Origin of the sequence: Sphaerotilus microaerophilus (genome assembly GCF_023734135.1) — a bacterium.
Taxonomy (GTDB): Bacteria; Pseudomonadota; Gammaproteobacteria; order Burkholderiales; family Burkholderiaceae_C; genus Sphaerotilus; species Sphaerotilus microaerophilus.
Window position 1 is genome coordinate 5,041,239 of record NZ_AP025730.1, and the last position, 24,287, is coordinate 5,065,525.

Consider the following 24,287-nt stretch of genomic DNA (forward strand, 5'->3'; position numbering starts at 1 on the left):
CCACCTCGATCCGCAGATCGCACAGCCGGTCTCGCTCGCATCGGAGTCTCGCGTTTGCAGTCTCGGGACACAGCCACCTGATCAAGGGAGACCAGGTACCACACCCCCTGTCCCGGGGACCGATCAGTCCATCACGACGCCTGCGGAATACCCTTCCCGTCGTCCGAAAACAACCCCTGGTGCCCGTCGCGCAGCAGGTTCTTCTGCACCTTGCCCATCGCGTTGCGTGGCAGTTCGGCCACGATGAAGGCGCGCTTGGGCACCTTGTAGTTGGCAATCTGTGACTTCAGGGCGGCGACCAGCGCGTCGGCGTCCGGCGTAGCGCCCGGCTTGGGCACGATCACGGCGATGACCGCCTCGCCGAAATCCGGGTGCGGCACGCCCACCACCGCCGATTCGGCCACGCCGGGCAGGTCGTTCAGGTAGCCCTCGATCTCGGCCGGGTAGACGTTGTAGCCGCCGGTGATGATGAGGTCCTTGCTGCGCCCGACGATGGTCAGCCAGCCCTGGGCGTTGAAGCTGCCCACGTCGCCGGTCTTGAACCAGCCGTCCGCGGTGAACTCCTCGGCCGTCTTCTCCGGCATGCGCCAGTAGCCGCTGAAGACGTTCGGCCCGCGCACCTGCACATGGCCAATCTCGCCGGCCGGCAGCGGGGCAAAGGCGTCGTCCACCACCCGCACGCCCACACCGGGCAGGGCTGGGCCGACCGTGCCACCCAGGCGCTCACCGTCGGCCGGACGGCAGGGGTTGGAGGTCAGCATCGCGGTTTCGCTCATGCCGTAGCGCTCCAGGATGGTGTGGCCGGTGCGCTCCTGCCAGTCGCGGAAGGTCTCGATCAGCAGCGGCGCCGAGCCGGAGATGAACAGCCGCATGTGCGCGCAGGCCTCGCGCGTCAGCCCGGGCTCCTGCAGCAGGCGCACGTAGAGCGTGGGCACGCCCATGAAGACGGTCGCGCGCGGCAGTCGCTCGACCACCGCACGGGGGTCGAACTTGCTCAGCCAGAGCATCTTCGAGCCGTTGAGCAGGGCCCCGTGGCTGGCCACGAACAGGCCATGCACGTGGAAGATCGGCAGCGCATGGATCAGCACATCCCCAGGCTGCCAGTCCCAGAAGTCCTTCAGCACCTGGGCATTGCTCAGCAGGTTGCCGTGGCTGAGCATGGCGCCCTTGCTGCGCCCGGTGGTGCCACTGGTGTAGAGGATGGCGGCCAGGTCGTCGGCCGACTTCACCGCCGGGACGTGGGTCTCGGGGAAGTGCGCGGCGCGGTCCAGCAGCGTCCCCGTGCGGTCCTCGTTGAGCGTGAAGACGTGCGCCACGCCCTTGCCGAAGGCCAGCTTGCTGATCCAGGGGAAGTTCCGGCCGGCGCAGACCACCACCGCCGGCTCGGCATTGCCGATGAAGTAGTCCAGCTCGGCCTGCTGGTAGGCGGTGTTCAGCGGCAGGTAGACGAAGCCGGCGCGCAGCGTGGCGAGGTACAGCAGCAGCGCCTCGACCGACTTCTCGACGTGCACCGCGACCCGGCTGCCGGCGGGGATCTCCAGCGAGCCGAGCAGGTTGGCCAGCATCGCCGTGGCGCGGTCCAGGTCGCGCCAGGAGTAGAGCAAGCCGGTCTCGGTCTCGATGGCGGTGGCATCCAGGTCGGCGGGGAAGGCCGCGCGCAGCGCGACGAAGAGGTTGTGGTTGAGATGGGTTGGGGTGGTCATGGCGCGTGGATCCCCGCCTGCGCGGGGATGACGGGGGAGCGGGGATGACGGCGTAGCGGGGATGACGGAGGTTGCGGAAGTGGCGGGCTCACTGGCCGGTGAACTGGGGTGGCCGCTTCTCGATGAAGGCGGTGATGCCCTCGCGGTGATCGGGGCCGCCGGCGTAGGCGGCCAGCTCGGCGCGTTCGGCCTCGCTGAAATGGAACTGCGCCGCCACCCGCCGCAGCGTGCGCTTGTTCAGGCGCGCGGCGCGCGGGGCGCCGGCGGCGATGCGCCGGGCGGTGGCCTCGGCCTCGGCGGCCACCGCGTCGTCGGCCACCACGCGGTGGACCAGGCCGCGCTGCGCAGCGGTGGGCGCGTCCAGCAGGCGGGCTTCTAGCAGGATCTCGGCGGCGGTGGCCAGGCCGGCGACGCGGGCCACGCCGGCCAGCTCGTCGGGCGCCATCGGGAAGCCCAGCCGGGCGATCGGCGCACCGAAGCGGCTGCTGGCGCCGGCGATGCGCAGATCGCACTGGCAGGCGATCTCCAGCCCGCCGCCGACGCAGGCGCGCTCGATCTGCGCCACCAGCGGCACGTCGCAGCGGTACATCGCGTCCAGCGCCGGGCCGACGACCTGTTCGTGGAAGTGGCGCAGCCGCGCCGCGTCGAAGCGGAAGGCCGGGAACTCCTCGATGTCCCCGCCGGAGACGAAGCAGCCGCCCTCGCCGCGCACGACGACGCAGCGCAGCGCCGGCTCGCGCTCGGCCAGGCCGTCGAAGATCTCGCGCAGGCGCTGCCACATCGCCACGCTGACGGCGTTGAGCTTGCCGGGGTTGGACAGGGTGAGCAGCGCCACGCCGGCCAACTCGGGGTGCGGGGCGAAGGTGACGCTGGAGGTCGGGGCGGGGGTGGCGAAGGGGGCGGAGGACACAGGCGAGAGAGATGAGAGCCGCGATCAGTCGAGTTTCGCACCGGAGGCCTTCGCCACCTCGCCCCAGCGCCTGATCTCCGCGGCCACGAAGTCGCCGAAGCCCCGGCCGGTCAGCGTCGGGATGTCGGAGCCCAGGCTGGTCCAGGTGGCCTTGATCTCGGGCGTCGCAAAGGCCCGGGCCAGCTCGGCAGTCATGCGGTCGATCGCCGGCTGCGGCGTGCCCTTGGGCGCCCACAGGCCGTACCAGGTGGCGACCTGGTAAGTCGGCACGCCGCCTTCACCGGCGGTGGGGATGTCCGGGAAGCCCGGCGCGCGCTGCGTGGCGGCCACCGCCAGCGCCTTCAGCCGGCCGCTGCGGATGTGGGCAGCCGAGGAGCCCAGGCCGTCGAACATCACGTCCACCTGCCCGGCCATCAGGTCCTGCAGCGCCGGGCCGGCACCGCGGTAGGGGATGTGGGTGATGAAGGTGCGCGTCTGCAGCTTGAACAGCTCGCCAGCCAAATGGTGCGAGGTGCCGTTGCCGGCCGAGCCGTAGTTGAACTTGCCGGGCGCGGCGCGCACGGCGGCCAGCAGCTCCTTCAGGTCTTTGGCCTGCACCTTGGCCGGGTTGACCACCACCACCTGCGGCACGTTGGAGATCAGCGCCACGGGCACGAAGTCGCCCTGCAGGCTGTAGTCCAGCTTCGGGTACATCGCCGGGGCGATGGCGTGGTGCACCGCGCCCATGAACCAGGTGTAGCCGTCCGGCGCCGCCTTGGCCGCCACGGTGGCGCCCACGTTGCCGCCCGCGCCGCCCTTGTTGTCGATGATCACCTGCATGCCCAGCTGCTTGGTGAGCTGCGCGGTGAGCGGGCGGGCGAAGGCATCGGTACCGCCACCGGCCGGGAAGGGCACGACGATGGTCACTGGCTTGGCGGGCCATGCGCCGCCGCCTTGGGCCAGCGCCCCGGGTGACGCCACGGCCGTGGCAAGCAGGCTGGCGGCAGCCAGCACGCGGCGGCGCCGCAGCGACACGGTGGTCAGATCCATGACTTGTCTCCGATGGTCTGTTGTCCTGCGCCCGGCCACGCTCCACCGGACAGGCCCGGATGCTAGCGCCGCCCCTGCCACGGCTCCTTGTCGCCGGCCTCGGTGAATGCCCGGGGGCACGCGACCCCGAAGCGGCAGCAGCAAGGCCCCGTGCCACGCCCGATTAGACGCGCGCCCCGAAAGCCGCATCGGTACCCCTTGACCGAGCGCAAGGTCGGTCAAGGGCCATCGCCCGCATCGTACGGCGTGTGACAGGCCTCACGAATCCAGGGTTGCCGCTTGGCGTGCAGACTCTGTCACCCGGCCACGGTACGGCGCCCGACGCGGCCCGGTCCACAGGAGACAAGCGCATGACCATGCACCCTGACCTTCCCGCTGACGCATTCAGCCTGCAGCGCCTGTACCACTGGGAACGCCACGCCCCCAGCCGCATCACCCTGACCCAACCGATGGGCGGCGGTGTGGTGAAGGAATTCACCTGGAGCGAGGTGGCCGACCAGGTGCGCCGCATCGCCGCGCACCTGAAAGCACAGGGCTGGGAGCCAGGCTCCAAGGTGGCGATCCTGTCGAAGAACTGCGCCTGGTGGCTGATGAGCGACCTGGCGATCTGGATGGCCGGCTACGTCTCGGTGCCGCTGTACCCGACGCTGGCGCCGGAGACCATCCACCACATCCTGACGCACAGCGAGGCGCGCGCCTGCTTCGTCGGCAAGCTCGACGGCTGGGAGCACATGAAGTCCGGCGTGCCGGCGGACCTGCCCTGCATCGCCTACCCGCTCTCGCCGCCGGATGCGGTCGCCTCGTACGACGGCTGGGAGGCGATCTGCTCGCGCACCGCGCCGATGGCCGGCGAGCCGACGCGCGATCCCGACGACCTGGCCACGATCATCTACACGTCCGGCACCACCGGGTTGCCCAAGGGCGTGATGCACAGCTTCGGCAACTTCACCTGGGCGGTGGACCGCGGCACGCGCTCGCGCATCCTCATGACGCAGAGCGACCGCATGCTCTCCTACCTGCCGCTGGCGCACGTGGTGGAGCGCACGCTGGTGGAGCACGGCTGGCTGAAGTCCGGCATGCACCTGTACTTCGCCGAGTCGCTGGACACCTTCACCGCCGACATGCAGCGCGCCCGGCCGACGCTGTTCTTCTCGGTGCCGCGCCTGTGGGTCAAGTTCCAGCACGGCGTGCACCACAAGCTGCCGGCGGCCAAGCTGGACCGCCTGCTGTCGATCCCGATCATCGGCGGCCTGATCCGCCGCAAGATCCTGCGCACCCTTGGGCTGGACCAGTGCCGCTGGGCCGCGGGCGGTGCCGCGCCGATGCCCATCGAGCTGCTGGCTTGGTACCGCCGGCTCGGCCTGCCGATCAACGAGGGCTACGGCATGACCGAGAACCTGGCGCTCTCGCACATCACCGAAGCCGGCAAGAACCAGGAAGGCACGGTCGGCCCAGCCTACGACGACGTCGAGCACCGCATCGACCCGGCGACGGGCGAGATCCAGATGCGCAGCCAGGCGCTGATGCTGGGCTACTACAAGGAACCGGAGTTGACCCGCGCGGCCTACACCCCCGATGGCTGGCTGCGCACCGGCGACAAGGGCGACATCGACAACCTGGGCCTGCTGCGCATCACCGGCCGGGTCAAGGACCTGTTCAAGACCAGCAAGGGCAAGTACGTGGCGCCCGCGCCGATCGAGGACCGCCTCGTGATGCACGAGGCGCTGGAGGCCTGCGTGGTCACCGGCGCCAACCTCGGCCAGCCGCTGGGCATCGCGATGCTCAACGCCGAGACCGTGGCCAGCCTGCCCAAGGACGCCGTGCAGGCCGAGCTGGAGGCTTCGCTGATCCGCCACCTCGACGCCATCAACGCCCGCCTTGACCCGCACGAGCAGTTGGCCTGCCTGGTGGCGGTCACCAGCGCCTGGACGGTGGACAACGACCTCATCACGCCCACCTTCAAGGTCAAGCGCAACCGCATCGAGGACGTCTACGCCCGCCACTACGAGACCTGGGTGGCCTCGGGGCGCAAGGTGATCTGGCTGGTGGGGTGAGCGGGGGTGAGCGCCCGCCGATCCGACCTCAGCCGCGCAGCCCGTCGGCCAGCAGCTTGATGCCGCTGAGCGCCATGCCGCCCCAGACCAGCCGGTAGAACCAGGTCGGCGAGATGCGCTTCGTGGCCCACACGCCCAGGCGCACGCCGGCCCAGGCGCAGGGCAGCAGCAGCACCGAGGTGGCGAGGTTGCGCAGGTCGATCAGCCCCAGCAGGCCGTAGGGCAGCCACTTGGAGAAGTTGATCGTCGCGAAGAACACTGCGGTGGTGCCGGCAAAGGCCAGCGGCTCCATGCGGCGCGGCAGCAGCGCCATCGCGATCGGCGGGCCGCCCGCGTGGGCGACGAAGCTGGTGTAGCCGGAGAACCAGGCCAGCGCCGCGCACTTGAACGGCCCCGGTGGCGGCGCATCCGAGCGCGCAGGCCGCAGGAACTGCAGCGCCAGGAAGCCCAGCGTCACCGCACCGACGATGCCGGCCACGGTCGACGACTTCAACAGCCCGAAGCTCGCCCAGCCCAGCGCGATGCCCAGCAGCCCGCCGGGCAGCAGCTGACGCAGCACGCGCCAGTCCGGGCTGCGGCGCAGCGTCCACAGGCCGATCACGTCGGCCGCGCAGAGGATCGGCAGCATGACCGCCGCCGCCTGCGGCACCGTGACCACCATCGCCAGCATCGGTGTGGCCAGCGAGCCGATGCCCGAGGCGAAGCCGGACTTGGACAGCCCGATCAGCAGCGCTGCAGGCAGTGCCAGCGCGTAAAAATGCCACTCCGTGATGAAGGCACCCGCCAGCCAGTCGGCGGTCACGCGACGGCCCCGGGATGATTCGGGCGGGCCACGTCAGACGATCGCGCAGGCGTCGTCGAAGTCCAGCCGCGCCGCCCGGGGGCGCAGGCCGGCGGGGTCGCCATAGCCGAGGTTGCAGACCACCAGGCTCTTGACGGCCGTACCGGCCCAGAACTCCGCGTCCACCGCGGCGGCGTCGAAGCCACCCATCGGGCCGCAGTCCAGCCCGAGCGAGCGTGCGGCGAGGATGAAGTAGCCGATCTGCAGCCCGCCGTTCAGCGTGGACATCGCCTCGCGCGCGGTCGGCTGGCCGGCCAGGCGCTCGCCCACCGCGGCCATGTGCGGCGCCAGCGTCGGCATGCGGGTGTGGAAATCGACATCGCGGCCCAGGATGGCCACCACCGGCGCAGCACCGGTCTTGGCGCGGTTGCCCTCGGCCATCAGCGGCAGCAGACGCGCACGTGCCTCGGCCGACTGCACGAAGCGCACCCGCAGCGGGCTGATGTTCATCGCCGTCGGGCCCCACTTGGCCAGGTCGTAGAGCTGGCGCAGGGTCTCGGGCGCCACCGCCTCGTCGCGCCAGGCGTTGTGGGTGCGGGCTTCGGTGAAGAGCTGGGCCAGGGCGGCGGTGTCGAGGGCGTGGCGCATCGTGCAGGGTCTCGTGGTGCTTGATGAGGTGAAGGACGGGGGATGGAGGGACAGGGAGAAGGCCGGACGGGCAGAATTGTGCGATGTTCACCCCCAGCCAGCACGACGTTCGGACTTTCTTCTGCGAGGCCTGGCGCAAGCAGTGCGCCGGCGAGCCGCTCTCGCCGATGGACACGCTCGCCGCCGAGTGGATCGCCCGTCACCCGGAGTACCACGCCGAGCTGTCGGACCTGGAGGCCGCGCTGACGGCGGTTTACACGGTCGAAGACGGGCAGAAGGGCCGGACGAACCCCTTCCTGCACCTGTCGATGCACCTGTCGATCAGCGAGCAGTGCTCGATCGACCAGCCGCGCGGCATCCGCCAGGCCGTCGAGTTGCTGGCCGCGAAGCGCAGCGACCTGCACGCCGCCCACCACGAGGTGATGGACTGCCTGGGCGAAATGATCTGGGCCTCCCAGCGCAGCGGCCAGCCGCCCGATCCGCACGCCTACCTGGAGCGGGTGCGCAGCCGCGCCACCCGCTGAACCGGCGCGGCCCTGCCCCACCCCTGTCCCACCCCTGCGCCGCCTCCGCCCACCTGAATGCCCCTCGATTGCAACGGGCGCGCTGCGGACAGGCCGCCGCGCCGCGCCGCAAGCGCCTGCTAGTCTTTGCCGATGTCTGCCCCGCCTTCCGAATCCTCCCCGCCGACATCCGCCGCGCAGCAGGCGGCACGGCCCAGCGCCGCCGTCGCCGCCACCGCGCTGGGGCTGCTGCTGGGCCTGCAGCCGCTGACCACCGACCTGTACCTGCCGGCCTTCCCGGCCCTGACCCGCGACCTGGGCGCGCCGATGCACCTGGCACAGCTCACCATGTCGGCCCTGTTGCTGGCCTTCGGTGCGGCCCAGCTGGTCTGGGGCCCGCTGGCCGACCGCTGGGGCCGCCGCCCGGTCCTGCAGGCCGGGCTGCTGCTGTACATCCTGGCCAGCCTGGGGGCCATGCTGGCGCTCGACATGCACGCGCTGGTGGCCGCGCGCATCGTGCAGGGCCTGGGTCTGGCCGCCGCGGTGGTGGTGGCGCGCGCGACGGTGCGTGACCTGTACGAACCGCATGAGGGCGCGCACGTGATGTCGCTGGCACTGTCCGGCCTGGGGCTGATCGCGATCAGCAGCCCGGTGATCGGCGGCTTTGTGGCGCAGCAGTTCGGCTGGCGTGGGACCTTTGCCTTCATCGGCCTGAGCACGCTGGCGATCGCCGTGTTCGTCTGGCTGAAGCTGCCCGAGACGGTGCCACAGCGCAACCTGCGCGCCCTGCACCCGCCCACGTTGGCGGCCAACTGGCGGCGCATCCTCGTGCACCCCACCTTCCTGGCCTGGTCCAGCCTGACGGCCTGCACCTACGGCGCGCTGTTCATCTTCCTGGCCGGCTCGTCCTTCGTCTACATCGACACGCTCGGCCTCTCGCCCACGCTGTACGGCCTGGTGCTGGGCTCCAGCTCGATCTCCTACCTGATCGGCACCTTCGTCTGCCGCAGCTGGCTGGTGCGCCTGGGCATGACCGGCACCATCGGCCGCGCCAGCTATTTCACCCTGGCGGGCGGCCTGTCGATGGGCGCACTCTCGCTGGCGGGAGTGCAGGCGATCTGGGCCATTGCCCTGCCGCAGATGGCGATCGCCTTCGGCCACGGCATGCACCAGTCCTGCGGCCAGGCCGGCGCGGTAGGCCCCTTCCGCGACCAGGCCGGCACCGCCGCCGCGCTGGCCGGCTGCCTGCTCGCCACCGTGGCCTTCGGCATCGGCCGCTGGCTGGGCTGGGCAATGGACGGCACAGCCCGCCCGATGGCGCTGGGCATCGCCTTCTGGGCCACGCTGACCGCCGTGGTCGGCTGGACGCTGGTGCGCCGCCACGGCGCGCCTGGCAGCGCCCTGCCGGCGGGCGCCGCGGCCAGCCGGGGCTGATCCCCCACGGAGGCAGGCGGCGGCGGCGCTGCTCTAATCGACCACATGGATCCCCGTTGCCTCCCCGTGCTGGCCATCGCCGGCCCCACCGCCAGCGGCAAGACCGCCGCAGCCCTGGCGCTGGGCCGCGCCTGGCGCTCGGCCGGCGTGCCGGTGGAGATCGTCAGCGTCGACTCCGCGCTGGTCTACCGCGGCATGGACATCGGCACCGCCAAGCCCAGCGCCACTGAGCTGGCCGAGTTCCCGCACCACCTGATCGACCTGATCGAGCCGACGCAGGCCTACTCCGCGGCCGAGTTCGTCACCGACGCGACCCGGCGGGTCGGCGAGATCCGTGCGCGCGGCGCGCTGCCGCTGCTGGTGGGTGGCACGATGCTCTATTTCAAGGCGCTGTTCGGTGGCATGGACGCCCTGCCCTCCGCCGATGCCGCGGTGCGCGCCGCCATCGACGCGCGCGCCCGGGAGCTCGGCTGGCCGGCGCTGCACGCCGAGCTGGCGCAGGTGGACCCTGTCACCGCCGCCCGGCTGGCACCGCGCGACGCCCAGCGCATCCAGCGCGCGCTGGAGGTCTGGCAGGTCAGCGGCCAGCCGCTGTCGAGCTTCCACAGCGGCCGCTTCGACCGCGACGCCCATGCCGACCGCGCGCCGCTGGCCATCGCCGGCCTGCCCTGCCGGCTGGTCGCGCTGGAGCCCACCGACCGCGCCTGGCTGCACGCGCGCATCGCCCGGCGCTTCGAGCAGATGCTGGCCGAGGGGCTGATGGACGAGGTGCAGCGCCTGCGCCAGCGCGGCGACCTGCACCTGGATCTGCCCTCGATGCGCTGCGTCGGCTACCGCCAGGCCTGGGAACTCATGGACAGCGGGCTCGACGGCGCGGCGCCGATGGCGACGCTGGCCGAGCGCGGCATCGCCGCCACGCGCCAGCTCGCCAAGCGCCAGCTCACCTGGCTGCGCAGCCTGCCGCAGCGTGAAGTCCTGACCTGCGACGCGCCCGACGCGCTGGCTACACTGCTGGCGCGCTTCGGCCCCGCCGCTTCCGGTACGGGTGGCGCACCGGCGCCATGACCCCAGCCTCCACCGCCCCCTCCGCCGCCCTGCCCCCCTCCGCCGCATCGCCCCTGCCGCCCGGCACAGCGCCCGGCACCGCGCCCGCGCTGCTGGAGGTGCACGGCCTGGCCAAGCACTACGGCAACACCCCGGTGTTCCAGGAGGTCTACCTCAGCGTGGGCCGCGGCGAGGTGGTGGCCCTGCTGGGCGAATCCGGCGTGGGCAAGTCGACCCTGCTCAACTGCATCGCCGGGCTGGACCAGGCCGACGTCGGCACGGTGCGCATCGCCGGCCACGACGTGGGTGGCCTGAGCGAGCACGCCGCCTCGCTGCTGCGGCGCACCAAGCTGGGCTTCGTCTTCCAGGCCTTCCATGTGCTGCCGCACCTGAGCGTGGCCGACAACGTCGCCCTGCCGCTGCTGCTGCAGGGCCTGCGCGAGCGCGACGAGGTGGAGCACCGCGTGCGCGCGATGCTCGAAGCCGTCGGCCTGCCCGGCTTCGGCGCACGCCAGCCGCGCCAGCTCTCCGGCGGCCAGCTACAGCGTGTGGCGATCGCCCGCGCGCTGGTGCACCGCCCGGCGCTGATCCTGGCCGACGAGCCCACCGGCAACCTCGACCCGGCCACCGCCGCGCGCATCCTCGACCTGCTGGTCACGCAGGCGCGCGCCCAGAACGCCGCCTGCCTGATCGTCAGCCACGCGCCGGCCGCCACCGAGCGCGCCGACCGCAGCCTCTGGCTCACGCCCGAAGGCATCGAGAACCTGGCCCCCGGCGACCTGCTGCGCCACCTCGCCCAGGGCCACGGCGGCGCCACACCGCCCACGCCGCCCACAGCAGCCACGCCGCTGTCGCCACCGCCGCCACGCGATACAACTGCTGACAACTGAGGCCCGGGACCGACGCGCCCGAATTGACTCCGGTCAAGTGCGCATCGTGTGCAATCGGTCACAGTTCGCAGCTTTTCCCACCGCCTTCCCGGGATCCTCGCGCTGCGGGGCGCCGTCCGGAATCCGCCATGCCGATCGAGCTGTTCCGCCAGGGCGAGTGCCTGCGCCTGATGTTCTGCGACCTGCACAACGAGCATGGCGAGGCGGTGCAGAGCAATCAGTTCCTGCTGGTCAACGGCGACACCGGCGCGATCATCGACCCCGGCGGCAACCTCGCCTACCACCCGCTCTACCTGGGCATGGTGGAGCACTTCCCGCCCACGCGGCTGTCGGCCATCCTGGCCTCGCACGCCGACCCGGACATCATTGCTTCGCTGGACCGCTGGATGACCGGCACGCCCGCGCAGGTCTACATCTCCACGGTCTGGGAGCGCTTCGTCCCGCACTTCTGCAAGCCCGGCAAGACCGAGGGCCGCATCCTCGGCATCCCCGATGCGGGCATGCACATCCGCGTCGGCCTGGGGGACATCGTCGCGCTGCCGGCGCACTTTCTGCACGCCGAGGGCAACTTCCAGTTCTGGGACCCGTCCAGCCGCATCCTGTTCTCCGGCGACCTGGGCGTGTCGCTGGGGCTGGACCCGCGCCGGCCGATCCGCTCGCTGCGTGAGGCCATCCCCTACATGGCGCCCTTTCACCGGCGCTACATGTCCAGCAACAAGATCCTGCGGCTGTGGGCGCAGATGGTCGCCGGCCTGCCGATCGCGATGATCGCGCCGCAGCACGGCGCCCCGCTGGTCGGGCCGGCGGTGCAGGAGTTCATCGCCTGGGTGCAGACGCTGGAGTGCGGCATCGACCTGATGACGCCGGAGCACTACGCCCTCCCCGCCTGAACAGGCAGTCCACGGCCCCGGCGACGGGCGCCCGTCGCCGACCTGAGCGACACTGCAGGGCCCCGCGCCGCTGCCATGCCCCCACCGCCCAAGCCCCCCGCCGAGAACATCGTCGCCCCGCGGCCCGGGCGCACGGACGACAGCATCGACCCCACCGCCCCCACGCTGCCCACGGTCGCCCGCGCCGCCCCCGGGCGCCAGCCGCGCCTGCTGGTGACCCTGATGCTCGCGCAGTGGCGCCACCACCCGGGGCAGACCCTGCTGGCGGTGCTGGCCATCGCGCTGGGCGTGGCGCTGGCCTTTGCGGTGCACCTGATCAACGCCTCGGCGCTGGCCGAGTTCGGCCAGGCGGTGCGCGCCGTCAACGGCCAGCCCGACGCGGTGCTGCGCCCGGCCGAGGGCACCCGGCTCGACGAGGCCGCCTACCCGCGCGCCGCGCTGCATCCGCAGGTGGCGCTGGCCAGCCCGGTGCTGGAGATCGACACCCAGACCCTCGCCCCCCGCCGCGCCGATGCCGCCTCCGGCAGCGGCAGCGCACCCACCGCCCCCCGCGCCGGCCTGACCCGCGGCGCCAAGCAGGCGGTGCGGGTGCTGGGCATCGACGCACTGCGCGCCCCCGCCCTGGCCCCGGACCTGCTGCCGCGCCCGCGCGAAGGCGCCGACCGCCTCGCCCTGCTCGACCCCGACCGCGTCTTCCTCAACCCCGCCGCGCAGCGCCTATTGGGAGGCTCTGGCAGCTCGGGCGGCCTGCCCGAGGCGGTGCAGCTGCAGTCCGGTGAGCGCATGCTCTCGCTGCGCGTGGCCGGCAGCGTCGCGGCCGAGGGCCCGCCACTGGTGGTGATGGACCTGGCCGGCGCGCAGCAGCACTTCGGACACCTCGGCCAGCTGAGCCGCATCGACCTGCGCCTGGCCGCCGGCACGGACGCCACTGCGCTGCTCGATCAGCTCAACCGGGGCCAGCCCGGCGCGGCCCGGCTGCGCCTGGCGCCGGTGCAGGAAGCGGCCCAGCGCGTGTCCAACCTCTCCCGCGCCTACCGCGTCAACCTGGGCGTGCTCTCGCTGGTGGCGCTGTTCACCGGCGCCTTCCTGGTCTTCTCCGTGCAGTCGCTGGGCGTGGCCAAGCGCGTCCCGCAGTTGGCGCTGCTCGGCGTGCTGGGCATGGCCGCGCGCGAGCGGCTGCGGCTGGTGCAGGTGGAATCGCTGGCGCTGGGCGTGGTGGGCGCGCTGCTCGGGCTGGCGCTGGGCACGGCGCTCGCCGCCCTGGCGCTGCAGTGGCTGGGCGGCGACCTGGGCAGCGGCCTGATCGGTGGCCAGACCGGCGGTGGGGCCCCGCCGCTGCAGTGGTCCACCGGCGCGGCGCTGGTCTACGGCGCGCTCGGCCTGCTGGCCGCCTGGGTGGGCGGCTGGCACCCGGCCCGGCAGGCGGCGCGGCTCGCCCCGGCACTCAGCCTCAAGGGCCTGGGGCACGACGGCCGCCGCCAGCGCGGCGCCTGGCGCGGGCCGGCCCTGCTGATCGGCGGCGTGCTGCTGGCCTTCCTGCCGCCGCTGGGTGACCTGCCACTGGCGGCCTACCTGAGCGTGGCGCTGCTGCTGCTGGGCGGCATCCTCTGCGTGCCGATGGGCGTGGGCGGCCTGCTCGCGCTGCTGCGCACGCCCCTGCAGCCGGTGGCGCTGCTGGCCATCGAGCGCGCCCGCGACCAGCGCGCCACCGCCACCGTCGCCGTGGCCGGCGTGGTCGCCAGCCTGGCGCTGGCCGTGGCGATGACGGTGATGGTGGCGAGCTTCCGCGACTCGGTGACCCGCTGGCTCGACCAGGTGCTGCCCGCCGATCTCTACGCCCGCACCGCCACCGGCACCAGCCAGGCCGATGCCGCCTGGCTGGGCCCGGACTTCCTGCGCCGCGCCGCCGCCCTGCCCGGCGTGACCCGCCTGCAGGCTCAGCGCCTGCAGCCCATCTCGCTCGACCCCGACCAGCCGCCGATGGCGCTGCTGGCCCGCGAGGTCGGCCCCGGCGCCAGCGACCTGCCGCTGGTGGGCGAGCTGCTCGAAGACAGCGAGCGCCCGCTCACGGCCGACCGCAAACCCGTTCCCGCGCTCTACGCCAGCGAGACCGCGATGGCGCTGCGCGGCCTGCGCCTGGGGCAGACGCTCGACCTGCCCCTGCCCGACGGCCGCCGCCTGCGCGTCTGGCTGCGCGGCGTCTGGCGCGACTACGCCCGCCAGCAGGGCACGCTGGTGATCGACCGGCGCGACTGGCTGGCCGCCACCGGCGACACCCGCGTCAACGACCTGGCGCTCTGGCTCACCCCCGGCACCGACGCCGCCCCGGTGCGCGAGGCGCTGCGCCGCCTCGCCCCCGACCCGGCGCTGCTGGAGCTGGCCACGCCGGGCGAAATCCGCGCCACCTCGCTGCAGATCTTTGACCGCAGCTTCGCCGTCACCTACTGGCTGCAGGCGGTGGCGGTGGGCATCGGCCTGTTCGGCATCGCCGCCAGCTTCTCCGGCCAGGTGCTGGCGCGGCGGCGCGAATTCGGCGCGCTGCAGCACCTGGGTGCCAGCCGGGCGCAGGTGCTGGCGCTCGTCAGTGCCGAGGGCGCCGTGTGGACCGCCGTGGGCACCCTGCTCGGCCTGGCGCTGGGCCTGGCGGTGGCGGTGGTGCTGGTGCACGTGGTCAACCCGCAGAGCTTCCACTGGACGATGGAGCTCTCGCTGCCGCTGGGCCGCCTCGCCCTGCTCGCGCTGGCCGTGCTCGCCGCCGGCACCGGCACCGCCTGGCTGGCCGGCCGCGCCGCCGCCAGCCGGCAGATGGCGCTGGCGGTGAAGGAGGACTGGTGATGATGCGCCGCCGCGACTGGCTGGCCGCCCTGGCCGCCACCGGCTGGCTGCCCGAGCCCGCCGCCGTGCAGGGCCCCGCCGCCGCAATCGCCGAGGCCACGGACCGCCCCGGCAGCGGCCCACGCCCGCTGCGCTTTCCCGCCGACTTCGGCGCCCACCCCGGCTGGCGCACCGAGTGGTGGTACCTCACCGGCTGGCTGGCAGCGCCCGCAGCGGGCACCTCCCCGCCGGCAGCAGCCAGCGCGCCGGCCCCCGCCGGCCCGCAGCCCACGCACGGCTTCCAGCTCACCTTCTTCCGCCAGCGCACCGGGCTGGCTGCCGACTCGCGCAGCGCCTTCGCACCCCGGCAATTGATCTTCGCCCACGCCGCCGTCACCACGCTGGGCGACCTCGGCGGCAAGGCCCTGCGCCACGACCAGCGTATCGCCCGCGCCGGCCTGGGCCTGGCCGAGGCCGCGGTGGGTGACACGCGGGTGCACCTGCACGCCGGCAACCGCTGGGAGCTGGTCCGTGACGGTGGCGCCGCCGCAGGCAATGACGCCGGGGCGGCGAGGGACCCGGGCCGCGACCTCAGCCACTACCTCAGCCGCTACCGGGGCCGCATCGCCAGCCCCGCCGCGGGCTTCACGCTGGACGTGGAGCTGGCGGCCACCCAGCCGCTGCTGCTGCAGGGCCAGGCCGGCTGGTCACGCAAGGGCCCGCAGCCGGCGCAGGCCAGCTTCTATTACAGCCAGCCGCAGCTGGCCGTGCGCGCCCGCCTGGCGCTGGACGGCCAGCCCGAGCGCCCCCTGCAGGGCCGCGCCTGGCTGGACCACGAGTGGAGCGAATCCCTGCTCGACGCCGACGCGGTCGGCTGGGACTGGATCGGCATCAACTTCTTCGACGGCAGCGCCCTCACCGCCTTCCGCCTGCGCCGCCCCGACGGCCACCCGGCCGGCCCAGCGCTGTGGGCCGGCGGCTCCTGGCGCCCCGGCGCCGGCAGCACCGGCGGCCCCGCCCGCAGCTTCGCCCCCGACGCGGTGCGCTTCACCCCCCAACGCCGCTGGACCAGCCCGCGCCACCAGCCGCCCGTCAGCTACCCGGTCGAATGGGCCATCGACTGCCCCGCCGGCCGCTTCCTCGTGCGCGCCCTGGCCGACGACCAGGAACTCGACAGCCGCGCCTCCACCGGCACCGTCTACTGGGAAGGCCTGAGCGAACTGCTCGACCCCGCCACCGGCCGGCGCGTGGGGCTGGGGTATCTGGAGATGACGGGGTATGTGGGGAGGTTGCGGCTGTGAACGCGGGCGTGTCGGCCTGGCGCTGACCGCCCCACCCCTCACGCGTTGCTGTTGCTCTCGAAGGGATTGAGGGCGGTTTCAAACTCGAAGTGCAACACTCGCAGGATTAATGGATTGTGGCGCCGCGCTGTTCTGAGATGCCCTGCATGAGGTCGCGGAAGAGTTGGGCGGGTGTGCGCCAGTCCAGGGTTTGACGGGGCCGGTTATTGAGCAGATCGGCGATGGAGTCGAGGGCCTGTTGATCGTGCACAGACAAGTCCGTCCCTTTGGGCAGCATCTGGCGCAGCAGGCCGTTGGTGTTCTCGCAGCTGCCGCGCTGCCAGGGGCTGTGCGGGTCGCAGAAGTACACGCGGATGTTGGTGTTGCGAGCGAGCTCGCGATGGCGCGCCATCTCCTTGCCCTGATCGTAGGTCAGCGTCTGGCGCAGCGGCTGGGCGATGTCGTTGAGCTTGGCCGTAAAGGCCGCCAGCGCCGACTCGGCGGTGGCATCAGGCATCTTGGCCAGCAGCACCAAACGGGTGGTTCGCTCGACCAGTACACCCACGGCCGAGCGGTTGGCCGCACCCTTGATCAAGTCACCTTCCCAGTGACCAGGCATCACGCGATCGTTGACCTCGGGCGGGCGTACATGGATGCTGACCATTTCCGGGATCTGGCCGCGACGGTCCTCACCGCCCGAGCGCGGCCGGCGCGTGTTGCGCGACTGGCGCAGGCAAGCCACCAGGCACTTGCGCAGCTCACCCTTGGGGTGGGCGTAGATGGCGTTGTAGATGCTCTCGTGCGAGACATGTCGTTCGGGGTTGTCGGGCCACATCCTGCGCAGTGTGCGGGCGATCTGCCGTGGCGACCACAACCACGTCAGCAGGTGCGAGACCACGCCCCACAAGGCGCCCTCGGGATGCAGCTTGGGCAAGCGCCTGGCCTGTGTGCGCCGCCGGCTCGCCGCCTGTTCGGCAGGCCTGGACGCATAGCCCGACGCACTCCCATTGCGTGCCACCTCTCGGCTCAGGCTGCTGGCACTACGCCCCAGCGTCTTGGCAATCGAGCGCAGGCTGTGTCCTTGGTATCTATTCACCCCCCCCGCTGAAGTGCTGAGGTGAACGCCAGCAGAGGTGATCGGCCCCGAGGAGGGGAGTCAACCGGTGGGTGCCGGGAGCATGCTGGGCGGGGTGGCCTTGTCGATCCAGGCGGTGACGGCGCGGTGCAGGAAGGCCCACAGATCCAGGCCCTGGCGACGGCAGGTCTCGTGCACGCTGAAGCCCCGGGCGATGAACTCGTCGCCACGCCGTGATCGCGTGGGCCCGGAGATCTTGCGCTTGAGCACGATGGAGCGGATCGAGCGCTCGGCGTCATTGTTGGTGGGCGGCACCTGAGGGTGGTTCACGAAGCCCCACAACGCCGGCCAGAGCTTGAGCAGGTTCTGACAGGTGGCCTGCGTGCGCCGGCAACCGGTCTGTGCCGCGCCCCGATCCAATGCCGCCCGGACCCGGCGCTGCAAGGCTTCGAACTGCGCGGCGCTGCGGCCCTGCTCGCGCCAGCGAAACAGCACGCAGCCCAGCCCGAGCAGGCGCCGGCCGATGTGCCCGGCACGCCCGCTGCGCTGGGAGATGCGCGTGAAGTCGCGCAGCAGATGCGCCCAGCACACCTGGCGCCGGCTGGCGTCGAGGTGGGCGTAGCCGGCATAGCGGTCCGACACCACCACGCCCTGCGGCGCCTGGCCGATCAGGTCCGTAATGACATAGCGTGCCCGCGAGGGCAGGATGCTGAAGACCGCCAGCTTGGGCTGGATCACACCCCACACCCAATTGGCCGAGCCTTCACGCGGGTAGCGCGTCTCGTCCATGTGCAGCACCGGGGCCTGCGCCAGCGAGGCCACCGCGACCGCCACCGGCGCCTTCAGCGCAGCGGCTACCTTGCCGTGGGCCTGCGAGATGGCCCCCACGCTGAAATCGAGCCCCAGCAGTTGGGCCAGCAGGTCCCGGATCTTGCCCTGCGTGAGGTGAAAGCGCGTGCCCAGCACACCCACCAGCGCCAGCGCGCGCGGCCCGATCTGCCCGCTGGGAACACCCTGCGGCAGAACGCCCCGATGGCCCAGCCCGCATTGGGTGCACACACCGCTGTAGAGCCGGTACTCCTGCACATCGGGGGTCACCGGCGGGATGTCGAAGACCTGGTGACGCACCGGTTTGCCCTGCACGTTCACCGCGCCGCCGCAGTTGCACTGCGCCGGGGGCACACAGTCTTGGACACCGTCCACCTCCGTCTCGGGCAGCAGCGCCCGGTACGCGCCGGGGTGGCCCTTCTGGGCACCGCGCTTGCGCTGGCTGGCGCGGCGCTGGGCGCGGTTACCGCTGCCCGGTCCATCCGACGACGGCGGCTTCGATGAGTTGCGCGAGTCCACCTTCAGCCGCTCTTGCAGCCACGCCATCTGCTCGCGCAGTTGGGCGAGTTCCAGGGCCATCGTCTCGATCACCGCGTGGCACTCCGGCAGCGTCGCCGGCATCGTCATCGATACCGGCTGGAACGGTGCATTGTCCTCGCTCTCAGCGCTGTTCATGCGGCCAGTGTCTTCGCAAAATCATCCACTTACAAGTAGACCTTCAAGTCACGGCTGAGGTAAGGGTGCAAGCCTGCGTTGGCGCTTGGGGGGCGGGGGTGAATAGATACGTGTCCTTGCTGTCGCAGGCTCGCCAGCGTCACGCGTTCTTCAGGCTGCAGCTGTTTGTATCTCGTCGTCATCTTCACACCTTACCGGGTTGGCAAGGTGTTGCACTTCAGTCTTGAATCCGCCCAGTCAAATGACCAGTCTAGAAACATCATTCGGTTGCGTCAACGGTGCCCCCCGAGAGCAAGCCGCGCGGCGGACGTTGCATGGCAACCCTTTGTGGCTAGTTCGGTATTGATCGAATCCGAACCTGTGCCTGTCGAGCCGCACGCAGAGCATTGGCGAACTCCGGTGCCTGACGCATCGCGTTTAGGTCGCGCATTAGTTGGGTGACACAGACACGAAACTGTGATTCATCAGAAAATTCATAGTTGAAAGCACTTGGGTTGTATCGTGGATCCTCCACACCGCGTTCGCGGATTCTAGCGAGATACCTCACATTCCGAGAAAAGGCAAAAACCTCCTCTGCAATGAGCCAAGGTGGCAACGTATACCGTCCGTCTGGGTGAGAAAAGTCCGATCGCTTTGACTGAAGTGAGACGAATGCCACGCATGTCGGAATTACATTCATCGCAGACGTCAGCACATCAGGGGAAACAGGCCCGCCGCCGAGCATCGCTGATTCTGAGAGATCGGTTCCCACATGGGGGTCGAAGTTGTTTTCCACCAAGGAATTCCTCAAGTAACTCAACCGATCTTCGTCCAATCGGGTGGAGTACGACACATAGACGCGAGGATAAGCACTTGAGGGGGTAGCGTAATCTTTTAGATGATAGATTCCCTTGTGAACCTTGCCCTCAATATCCTCGAACTCGAGCGCCTCCACAAGATCTTGCATATGTAGGACTTACGCAGGGTCACTTCAGCTAGCGCAATGATTCGCCATTTCGACTCAATATGTCAGATGGGTGCCATGCGAATGGTTGGTGACCGAAGTTCCTTCTTGAGGAATTCCGAGAGGATTCCCTTCTTCAGGCTGTAGATGTTTGTCTTCAGCGCTTTGGCCGTCTCGCAGAGGTGGACCCAGGCCAATATCGCGCAGGCGATGTGATTCTTCTGTGACCGGGCCATTCTGCACTGACATTTTTCGATGCCAAGAACCTGCTTGATCTCCCTGTGGTACTGCTCAATCTTCCAGCGCACGGCACACATCTCATGCGTATCGTCCGTCGAATCTTGAGATAGGTCGTTTGTCACAACCCAGTCCGTGCGATTGGTATCAACCACAACCCGGAACAGTTTCAGCTTGATGTCACTGGGAAACTTGAACAGTTTGACGTGTTTGCCATGCACATGTTCTTGGGCACTCCACTGCAGCGTACTGACCGCCTTGTAGGGCTGCTGGCCTTGGCTGTCGTCAACCTTGCGATTGCTCTTGAGCGGGCAGTAGAAGTGCTTGCCCGCCCGGTGGATGTGCTTCATCAGATCCATGGTGGCGTACCAGGAGTCCATCAGCACGGTGCGAAAGGGCAGCTTCTTGTGCGCCATGGCATTGTCGAACATCTCCTGGACATGATCCAGCTTGGACTTGCCGTCTTCGTCAGGCGCATAGATGCGCCAGTCGATGATCCAGTAGTGGCCGGTCTTGATGTTCACGTACAGGCAGTTGACCACCCCAATGCCCTTGATCAGGCCGTGGGCGTTGCCGCTGTACTGTTTGCGCACCAGCTCGATTTTGTGCGAGTGGTTCTTGTCCAGAACGCTGTCATCGAAAACCAGGCAGGCATCGTCGTCAAATTCGATGTTTCGTCGGGCCAGATTCCAGACATCGGCCGGGCTGATATTGGCAGCCTGCAAGTAGCGATTTATGGCGTCATGAGAAAACCTCTGATGGTGATCCGCAAAATAGGTCTGCGTGTAGTTGATTTGTGTGGATATCAGAAATTGGCAGTAGTCTCGGCTCGTGGGTTTCATGGTGAATATATTATCACAAATACCACGAAATCGGCGCCGATATATTAAATAATCTAGTTTGATTTAAACGTTTGCGTAAGTCCTAATATGTTTTTCGCTATGCCCAGACCAGTTCCCAACAATTCTGGTTATGCCGGTATCCTGGGAACCATTCGTCTGTATGCGATTCAGACTGAGATGGAGAAGGTTGAGATCGGGCGGCAGATTCTCCAACAATGCCCCCAACGCCCCAGCCCCTCCGGCGGCGGTATCGGATAAATTAGACCCGATCTCTGCCATCATGAAGTCGCTGACGTTGCGAATAAAATACAATCGAAGATATCGCTGCTCCGTGTTCCCTGTAATTAATGCATGGGATGGTATTGCCGGGAAAAACGAATTCACCCCACCAAGTAGCGTCAATATCTCACGCTCAAGTTTATTATGTATCGTAATTGATCCGCCCCTAAAGTCGGAATAATAGTTGGCAACATGCCCAACACGAAATGAAGCTATATTAAGTCCACTAAGAGATGAAAATTCGATATGGGCATCATCTCCCGTGAGAAAATTATCCCGCATCGACGGCGCAGCCGCCCAGTGCGCAAACTCTGCGGAGAGTTCACCAAGGAAATTCGGCATTCTTTTAATGTATGCCTCATATGTCAGATTTCTTATGGAAGCGAACTCTGGACAAGCTCCAAGGTCACAAACCGCATCCCAATGCGCTCGCTCTTGGAATGTGGCAGCAGCCTCCGACAAGATGATATTGATTCCTTTATGCCGAAGAAAAGAGCTCGCCGCAGCAAGGGCATGTGGACGGTCATGAAGTCTCACGCTAAGTCGACATACCGAACGCCAAGCCGCTGTCGGGACTGGCGAAACAATAATTTCCGCATCGCTGCTGGCGCGCGGATAACCTGTCACCACCGGGGCCAAGTACAGGCGAGAGCCTTCCCGTAAGCCGAATGATGCCGAAAATGTAATAGGAATCGGGATGGAGTTGTGAAAGACCTTAATCCACTTACCCAAACGCATCGCACTTCTCCTCCAAACGGTATTTGACCAAGTTTAAGGCAAGAAAATGTCACAACGAAGACACGCAAAATCTCGGATGGATAGGCGCATCAGTAGATCGAAGCTTCGGTACTTTGAGAAATGAACCAAAGATTTGAATACCTAAACGTTGGAGTAACATCAACAACAGACTTATCCCAGATGTTGCCTCACTACACTTCAAACGGATAATTATTTTCCAATACATAATCCAATTGGATCCGTGAAGTTATCCACAATACAGTAAGGATCGAGAGGCTAGTTACATTACCCCTCCGATTAAATGCGTCCGATACACGTCGAATCTTAGAAGCCGAATCAGGTGATCGTCATCCACGGAAGGCCAGCCACCACCCTCAAATTTGAAACAAAAAGCAACAAACAAGATCGAGGAGCATGAAAGATGGCGAGGTAGGGCCTACACCGGTCGCCCAACTTACCATGTGCAGGCACCGGGGACTTGCCTTTATCGCCTTCTTCCTGACAAGTCGTGGACACGCTCCATCACGCAACCACACAGCCACTTCGTACCGACACCGTCATTACGAAGTGCTAAGCTGACTCCTCCCAAGGAGCCCCGCCATGCCCACCGCCGACAACGCCCCCCGCCGTGACGCCCTCAACCTGCGCATCGCGCCCGCCGAGCGCAACCTGATCGACCGGGCGGCGGCCTCGCTGGGGGTCACGCGCACGGACTTCATCCTGGGTGCGGCGCGCCGGGCGGCCGAGGATGCGCTGCTCGACCGCTCTGTGATGGCGGTTTCGCCCGAGGCCTATGCAGAGTTCCTGGCCCGGCTCGACGTGCCCGCGCAGCCCAATGAACGGCTGCGCCAGACGATGCAGAGCCCCTCGCCCTGGGCGCAGCCGTGAGGCTGGCCGCCCCCGAGCCGCTGGGGAATCGGCATGTCGTCGGGGAGTTCGACTGCGGGGTGGCGTCACTCAACGAGTGGCTGAAACGGCGCGCCGCACAGAATCAGCTCAGCGGTGCGACCCGCACCTTTGTCGCTGCCGACCTCGACAGCCACCAGGTGGGCGCCTACTACGCGCTCGCTTCGAGCGCGATCACACCCGACAGGGCCACGGGTCGGTTCCGGCGCAACATGCCCGACCCCATCCCCGTCGTCGTGCTCGCACGGCTGGCCATCGACAACCGTTGCCAGGGGCAGGGGCTCGGCCGGGCCTTGTTTCAGGACGCTGCGCGACGAGTGCTTCACGCGGGTGAGGCGATCGGCATCCGCGGCCTCATCGTGCATGCGCTGTCGGACGAGGCGCGTGATTTCTATCTGAAAATCGGCCTGGACCCGTCGCCCCTGGAGCCGCTGACCTTGATGACCACGATCGCGGATCTGCGCGCGGCGTTGGGGAACTGACAACATGCCCAACGCCCCCCATGACGAGTACCTCGCCAGCAGCCCGGAAGACGTGCGCCCTCGTCTGGCAGCGATCCAGGCCCAAGTCGAATCGCTGCTACCCCACGCCACGCGCTGCATCAGCTACCGCATGCCCGCCTACCGGGGCCGCACGCGGATCTTTTTTTACTTCGCAGCGTTCAAGAAGCACATCGGTGTCTATCCGCCGCTGCGCCACGATGCGGCGCTGATCGCGGAGCTGGCGCCGTATCGGGGCGAAAAGGGCAATCTCTCCTTCCCGCTCAACCAGCCCCTGCCGATCGAGTTGATCGGCCGCGTCGCGGTGGCGCTGCACCGGGAATATGAACTCGAACGAGAGCAGCCCCACAAACCGGCCTGATTGAACGAGGAGCCACCCCATGACCATCCGCATCGTCCAGCTCGGCAGCGCCCGCCATGAAGACGAGGGCCTGCGCATCGGCACCGTACGGCGCCCGCCGCGGGGTGTGCCGAAGGCGGCGTTTGCCTCCGGCAACTGGTACGACGTCTGGTACCCGAATCTCTCGCCCAGCCCGGAGACGGTGAAACTCGGCCAGGCCGCGCAGACTCCGGCCGATTGGCGGGCGTTCGAGAAGGCCTATCGCCGCGAGATGGCGACGGCGGAAAACACGCGCAGCATCGAGCTGCTGGCGGCGCTGTCGAGGCAGACGAATTTCTCGGTGGGCTGCTACTGCGAGGACGAGGCGCGCTGCCACCGCTCGGTGCTGCGCCAGCTCTTCGAGGAGGCTGGGGCACAGGTCCGATAGCGCCCCCGGATGGCCCGCCCACGACGTGCGGTGGGCTCAGTTCAACTCCTGCACGTAGATGCAGCCACACTTGCTGCACAGCCAGGACGATTCCCAGCGGGCGTACAGGGCTGGCCATTTCTCCCGGTTGTAGGCATGTGCCCAATGGGACGCGTAGAGGCCGGTAGCCATCAGCGCAAGACCGCCCAGTTTCGCCCACCCATCGCCAGCCAGACAGAGAAGCCCGAAGAGCACGACGCCCAGCCCTGCGACGACCGGGTATCGGGGCGGCGGAGCGGCTCGTTGCGCCATCGCGGACTGGGCCGTGCCTGTGGTCTTGGTCCTGGCGCCAGCCAGACCGAGTGAGGCCAGCGGACTGGCGTTGAAGCCGGTGCCCACCGTGTTGCTGGTCGTGTTGATGAGCTGCGTTCCCTGCTCATGCACGACCTGCAGGCGTTGGGTTGTGTCGGAACCGCATTGGGGACATTTCATGGTTGGTTGCTTCCGGAAGATTGGGTAGGCAGCCGGTGCCGGGCGG

Annotated in this window: 22 protein-coding genes; 12 read left to right on the forward strand and 10 right to left on the reverse strand. The window is 68.7% G+C overall.

Features of this window, described 5'->3' with window-relative positions:
- Nucleotides 1-131: 131 nt before the first annotated feature.
- The 3 genes from NGK70_RS21585 to NGK70_RS21595 all read right to left on the reverse strand — a co-directional run bounded on the left by NGK70_RS21585 (nt 132) and on the right by NGK70_RS21595 (nt 3,642).
- Complete coding sequence (locus NGK70_RS21585) at nt 132-1,703, reverse strand: malonate--CoA ligase (protein WP_251970525.1); 1,572 nt, start codon at nt 1,701-1,703, stop codon at nt 132-134.
- Nucleotides 1,704-1,791: 88 nt separating this feature from the next.
- Nucleotides 1,792-2,613, reverse strand: a complete 822-nt coding sequence (locus NGK70_RS21590; protein ID WP_428985545.1) for an enoyl-CoA hydratase/isomerase family protein — start codon at nt 2,611-2,613, stop codon at nt 1,792-1,794.
- 24 nt (nt 2,614-2,637) lie between these two features.
- The gene (locus NGK70_RS21595; RefSeq protein ID WP_251970526.1) at nt 2,638-3,642 is read right to left on the reverse strand and encodes a Bug family tripartite tricarboxylate transporter substrate binding protein; all 1,005 of its coding nucleotides are present in this window, start codon (nt 3,640-3,642) and stop codon (nt 2,638-2,640) included.
- A 350-nt stretch (nt 3,643-3,992) separates the two neighbouring features.
- Here NGK70_RS21595 and NGK70_RS21600 point away from each other — a divergent pair, with 350 nt between their 5' ends.
- Nucleotides 3,993-5,696 (forward strand): AMP-binding protein, encoded by a 1,704-nt coding sequence (locus tag NGK70_RS21600; RefSeq protein WP_251970527.1) that lies wholly within the window; start codon nt 3,993-3,995, stop codon nt 5,694-5,696.
- Between the two features lie 28 nt (nt 5,697-5,724).
- Here NGK70_RS21600 and NGK70_RS21605 read toward each other — a convergent pair whose 3' ends face one another.
- Together NGK70_RS21605 and NGK70_RS21610 are read right to left on the reverse strand one after the other, a co-directional pair.
- Nucleotides 5,725-6,498 carry a sulfite exporter TauE/SafE family protein gene (locus NGK70_RS21605; protein WP_251970528.1) on the reverse strand — a complete coding sequence of 258 codons (774 nt, stop codon included), beginning with the start codon at nt 6,496-6,498 and terminating at the stop codon, nt 5,725-5,727.
- Between the two features lie 33 nt (nt 6,499-6,531).
- Entirely contained in the window at nt 6,532-7,125 is a 594-nt protein-coding gene (locus tag NGK70_RS21610) for a malonic semialdehyde reductase (RefSeq protein ID WP_251970529.1), read from the reverse strand.
- Between the two features lie 83 nt (nt 7,126-7,208).
- On the opposite strand from NGK70_RS21610, the gene NGK70_RS21615 reads away from it, so the two are divergent.
- The 7 genes from NGK70_RS21615 to NGK70_RS21645 all read left to right on the forward strand — a co-directional run bounded on the left by NGK70_RS21615 (nt 7,209) and on the right by NGK70_RS21645 (nt 16,001).
- Nucleotides 7,209-7,649: a DUF1841 family protein gene (locus NGK70_RS21615; RefSeq protein ID WP_251970530.1), complete on the forward strand. Its 441-nt coding sequence runs from the start codon at nt 7,209-7,211 to the stop codon at nt 7,647-7,649.
- 132 nt (nt 7,650-7,781) lie between these two features.
- Complete coding sequence (locus tag NGK70_RS21620; protein ID WP_251970531.1) at nt 7,782-9,062, forward strand: multidrug effflux MFS transporter; 1,281 nt, start codon at nt 7,782-7,784, stop codon at nt 9,060-9,062.
- 45 nt (nt 9,063-9,107) lie between these two features.
- The gene (gene miaA, locus NGK70_RS21625; RefSeq protein ID WP_251970532.1) at nt 9,108-10,127 is read left to right on the forward strand and encodes a tRNA (adenosine(37)-N6)-dimethylallyltransferase MiaA; all 1,020 of its coding nucleotides are present in this window, start codon (nt 9,108-9,110) and stop codon (nt 10,125-10,127) included.
- A gap of 89 nt (nt 10,128-10,216) precedes the next feature.
- Complete coding sequence (locus NGK70_RS21630) at nt 10,217-10,996, forward strand: ABC transporter ATP-binding protein (protein WP_251973860.1); 780 nt, start codon at nt 10,217-10,219, stop codon at nt 10,994-10,996.
- 128 nt (nt 10,997-11,124) lie between these two features.
- Nucleotides 11,125-11,886 carry an oxygen-binding di-iron domain-containing protein gene (locus NGK70_RS21635; RefSeq protein ID WP_251970533.1) on the forward strand — a complete coding sequence of 254 codons (762 nt, stop codon included), beginning with the start codon at nt 11,125-11,127 and terminating at the stop codon, nt 11,884-11,886.
- Between the two features lie 222 nt (nt 11,887-12,108).
- On the forward strand, nt 12,109-14,721 hold the full coding sequence (locus tag NGK70_RS21640; RefSeq protein ID WP_251973861.1) for an FtsX-like permease family protein: 2,613 nt from the start codon (nt 12,109-12,111) through the stop codon (nt 14,719-14,721).
- On the forward strand, nt 14,721-16,001 hold the full coding sequence (locus tag NGK70_RS21645; RefSeq protein ID WP_251970534.1) for a lipocalin-like domain-containing protein: 1,281 nt from the start codon (nt 14,721-14,723) through the stop codon (nt 15,999-16,001). Before NGK70_RS21640 ends, NGK70_RS21645 begins: the two co-directional genes overlap by 1 nt.
- 106 nt (nt 16,002-16,107) lie before the next feature.
- Here NGK70_RS21645 and NGK70_RS21650 read toward each other — a convergent pair whose 3' ends face one another.
- The 4 genes from NGK70_RS21650 to NGK70_RS21665 all read right to left on the reverse strand — a co-directional run bounded on the left by NGK70_RS21650 (nt 16,108) and on the right by NGK70_RS21665 (nt 21,597).
- Nucleotides 16,108-17,118: an IS30 family transposase gene (locus tag NGK70_RS21650; protein WP_251973862.1), complete on the reverse strand. Its 1,011-nt coding sequence runs from the start codon at nt 17,116-17,118 to the stop codon at nt 16,108-16,110.
- Nucleotides 17,119-17,136: 18 nt separating this feature from the next.
- Nucleotides 17,137-18,558: an IS66 family transposase gene (gene tnpC / locus NGK70_RS21655; RefSeq protein ID WP_251970535.1), complete on the reverse strand. Its 1,422-nt coding sequence runs from the start codon at nt 18,556-18,558 to the stop codon at nt 17,137-17,139.
- A 1,008-nt stretch (nt 18,559-19,566) separates the two neighbouring features.
- Complete coding sequence (locus NGK70_RS21660; RefSeq protein WP_251969112.1) at nt 19,567-20,580, reverse strand: IS701 family transposase; 1,014 nt, start codon at nt 20,578-20,580, stop codon at nt 19,567-19,569.
- 63 nt (nt 20,581-20,643) lie between these two features.
- Complete coding sequence (locus NGK70_RS21665; RefSeq protein WP_251970536.1) at nt 20,644-21,597, reverse strand: hypothetical protein; 954 nt, start codon at nt 21,595-21,597, stop codon at nt 20,644-20,646.
- A gap of 600 nt (nt 21,598-22,197) precedes the next feature.
- On the opposite strand from NGK70_RS21665, the gene NGK70_RS21670 reads away from it, so the two are divergent.
- The 4 genes from NGK70_RS21670 to NGK70_RS21685 are packed head-to-tail and all read left to right on the forward strand — an operon-like array spanning nt 22,198 to nt 23,770.
- A complete protein-coding gene (locus tag NGK70_RS21670) occupies nt 22,198-22,485 on the forward strand; it encodes a type II toxin-antitoxin system TacA family antitoxin (protein ID WP_251970537.1) in 288 nt (95 codons plus the stop codon).
- The gene (locus tag NGK70_RS21675) at nt 22,482-22,985 is read left to right on the forward strand and encodes a GNAT family N-acetyltransferase (protein WP_251970538.1); all 504 of its coding nucleotides are present in this window, start codon (nt 22,482-22,484) and stop codon (nt 22,983-22,985) included. The genes NGK70_RS21670 and NGK70_RS21675 overlap by 4 nt, the downstream gene beginning before the upstream one ends.
- Nucleotides 22,986-22,989: 4 nt before the next feature.
- Entirely contained in the window at nt 22,990-23,364 is a 375-nt protein-coding gene (locus NGK70_RS21680; RefSeq protein WP_251970539.1) for an iron chaperone, read from the forward strand.
- A gap of 19 nt (nt 23,365-23,383) precedes the next feature.
- Complete coding sequence (locus NGK70_RS21685) at nt 23,384-23,770, forward strand: DUF488 domain-containing protein (RefSeq protein ID WP_251970540.1); 387 nt, start codon at nt 23,384-23,386, stop codon at nt 23,768-23,770.
- A 36-nt stretch (nt 23,771-23,806) separates the two neighbouring features.
- Here the strand turns inward: NGK70_RS21685 and NGK70_RS21690 are convergent, their stop codons facing one another.
- The gene (locus NGK70_RS21690; RefSeq protein WP_251970541.1) at nt 23,807-24,241 is read right to left on the reverse strand and encodes a hypothetical protein; all 435 of its coding nucleotides are present in this window, start codon (nt 24,239-24,241) and stop codon (nt 23,807-23,809) included.
- Nucleotides 24,242-24,287 lie beyond the last annotated feature (46 nt).

Excerpts from the sequence above, each read along its gene's own strand:
- NGK70_RS21585 (WP_251970525.1), bottom strand. The coding sequence starts at position 1,703 with ATGACCACCCCAACCCATCTCAACCACAACCTCTTCGTCGCGCTGCGC.
- NGK70_RS21595 (WP_251970526.1), bottom strand. The coding sequence starts at position 3,642 with ATGGATCTGACCACCGTGTCGCTGCGGCGCCGCCGCGTGCTGGCTGCC.
- NGK70_RS21600 (WP_251970527.1), top strand. The coding sequence starts at position 3,993 with ATGACCATGCACCCTGACCTTCCCGCTGACGCATTCAGCCTGCAGCGC.
- NGK70_RS21610 (WP_251970529.1), bottom strand. The coding sequence starts at position 7,125 with ATGCGCCACGCCCTCGACACCGCCGCCCTGGCCCAGCTCTTCACCGAA.
- NGK70_RS21615 (WP_251970530.1), top strand. The coding sequence starts at position 7,209 with ATGTTCACCCCCAGCCAGCACGACGTTCGGACTTTCTTCTGCGAGGCC.
- NGK70_RS21620 (WP_251970531.1), top strand. The coding sequence starts at position 7,782 with ATGTCTGCCCCGCCTTCCGAATCCTCCCCGCCGACATCCGCCGCGCAG.
- miaA (WP_251970532.1), top strand. The coding sequence starts at position 9,108 with ATGGATCCCCGTTGCCTCCCCGTGCTGGCCATCGCCGGCCCCACCGCC.
- NGK70_RS21635 (WP_251970533.1), top strand. The coding sequence starts at position 11,125 with ATGCCGATCGAGCTGTTCCGCCAGGGCGAGTGCCTGCGCCTGATGTTC.
- NGK70_RS21640 (WP_251973861.1), top strand. The coding sequence starts at position 12,109 with ATGCTCGCGCAGTGGCGCCACCACCCGGGGCAGACCCTGCTGGCGGTG.
- NGK70_RS21645 (WP_251970534.1), top strand. The coding sequence starts at position 14,721 with ATGATGCGCCGCCGCGACTGGCTGGCCGCCCTGGCCGCCACCGGCTGG.
- tnpC (WP_251970535.1), bottom strand. The coding sequence starts at position 18,558 with ATGAACAGCGCTGAGAGCGAGGACAATGCACCGTTCCAGCCGGTATCG.
- NGK70_RS21660 (WP_251969112.1), bottom strand. The coding sequence starts at position 20,580 with ATGAAACCCACGAGCCGAGACTACTGCCAATTTCTGATATCCACACAA.
- NGK70_RS21665 (WP_251970536.1), bottom strand. The coding sequence starts at position 21,597 with ATGCGTTTGGGTAAGTGGATTAAGGTCTTTCACAACTCCATCCCGATT.
- NGK70_RS21670 (WP_251970537.1), top strand. The coding sequence starts at position 22,198 with ATGCCCACCGCCGACAACGCCCCCCGCCGTGACGCCCTCAACCTGCGC.
- NGK70_RS21680 (WP_251970539.1), top strand. The coding sequence starts at position 22,990 with ATGCCCAACGCCCCCCATGACGAGTACCTCGCCAGCAGCCCGGAAGAC.
- NGK70_RS21685 (WP_251970540.1), top strand. The coding sequence starts at position 23,384 with ATGACCATCCGCATCGTCCAGCTCGGCAGCGCCCGCCATGAAGACGAG.
- NGK70_RS21690 (WP_251970541.1), bottom strand. The coding sequence starts at position 24,241 with ATGAAATGTCCCCAATGCGGTTCCGACACAACCCAACGCCTGCAGGTC.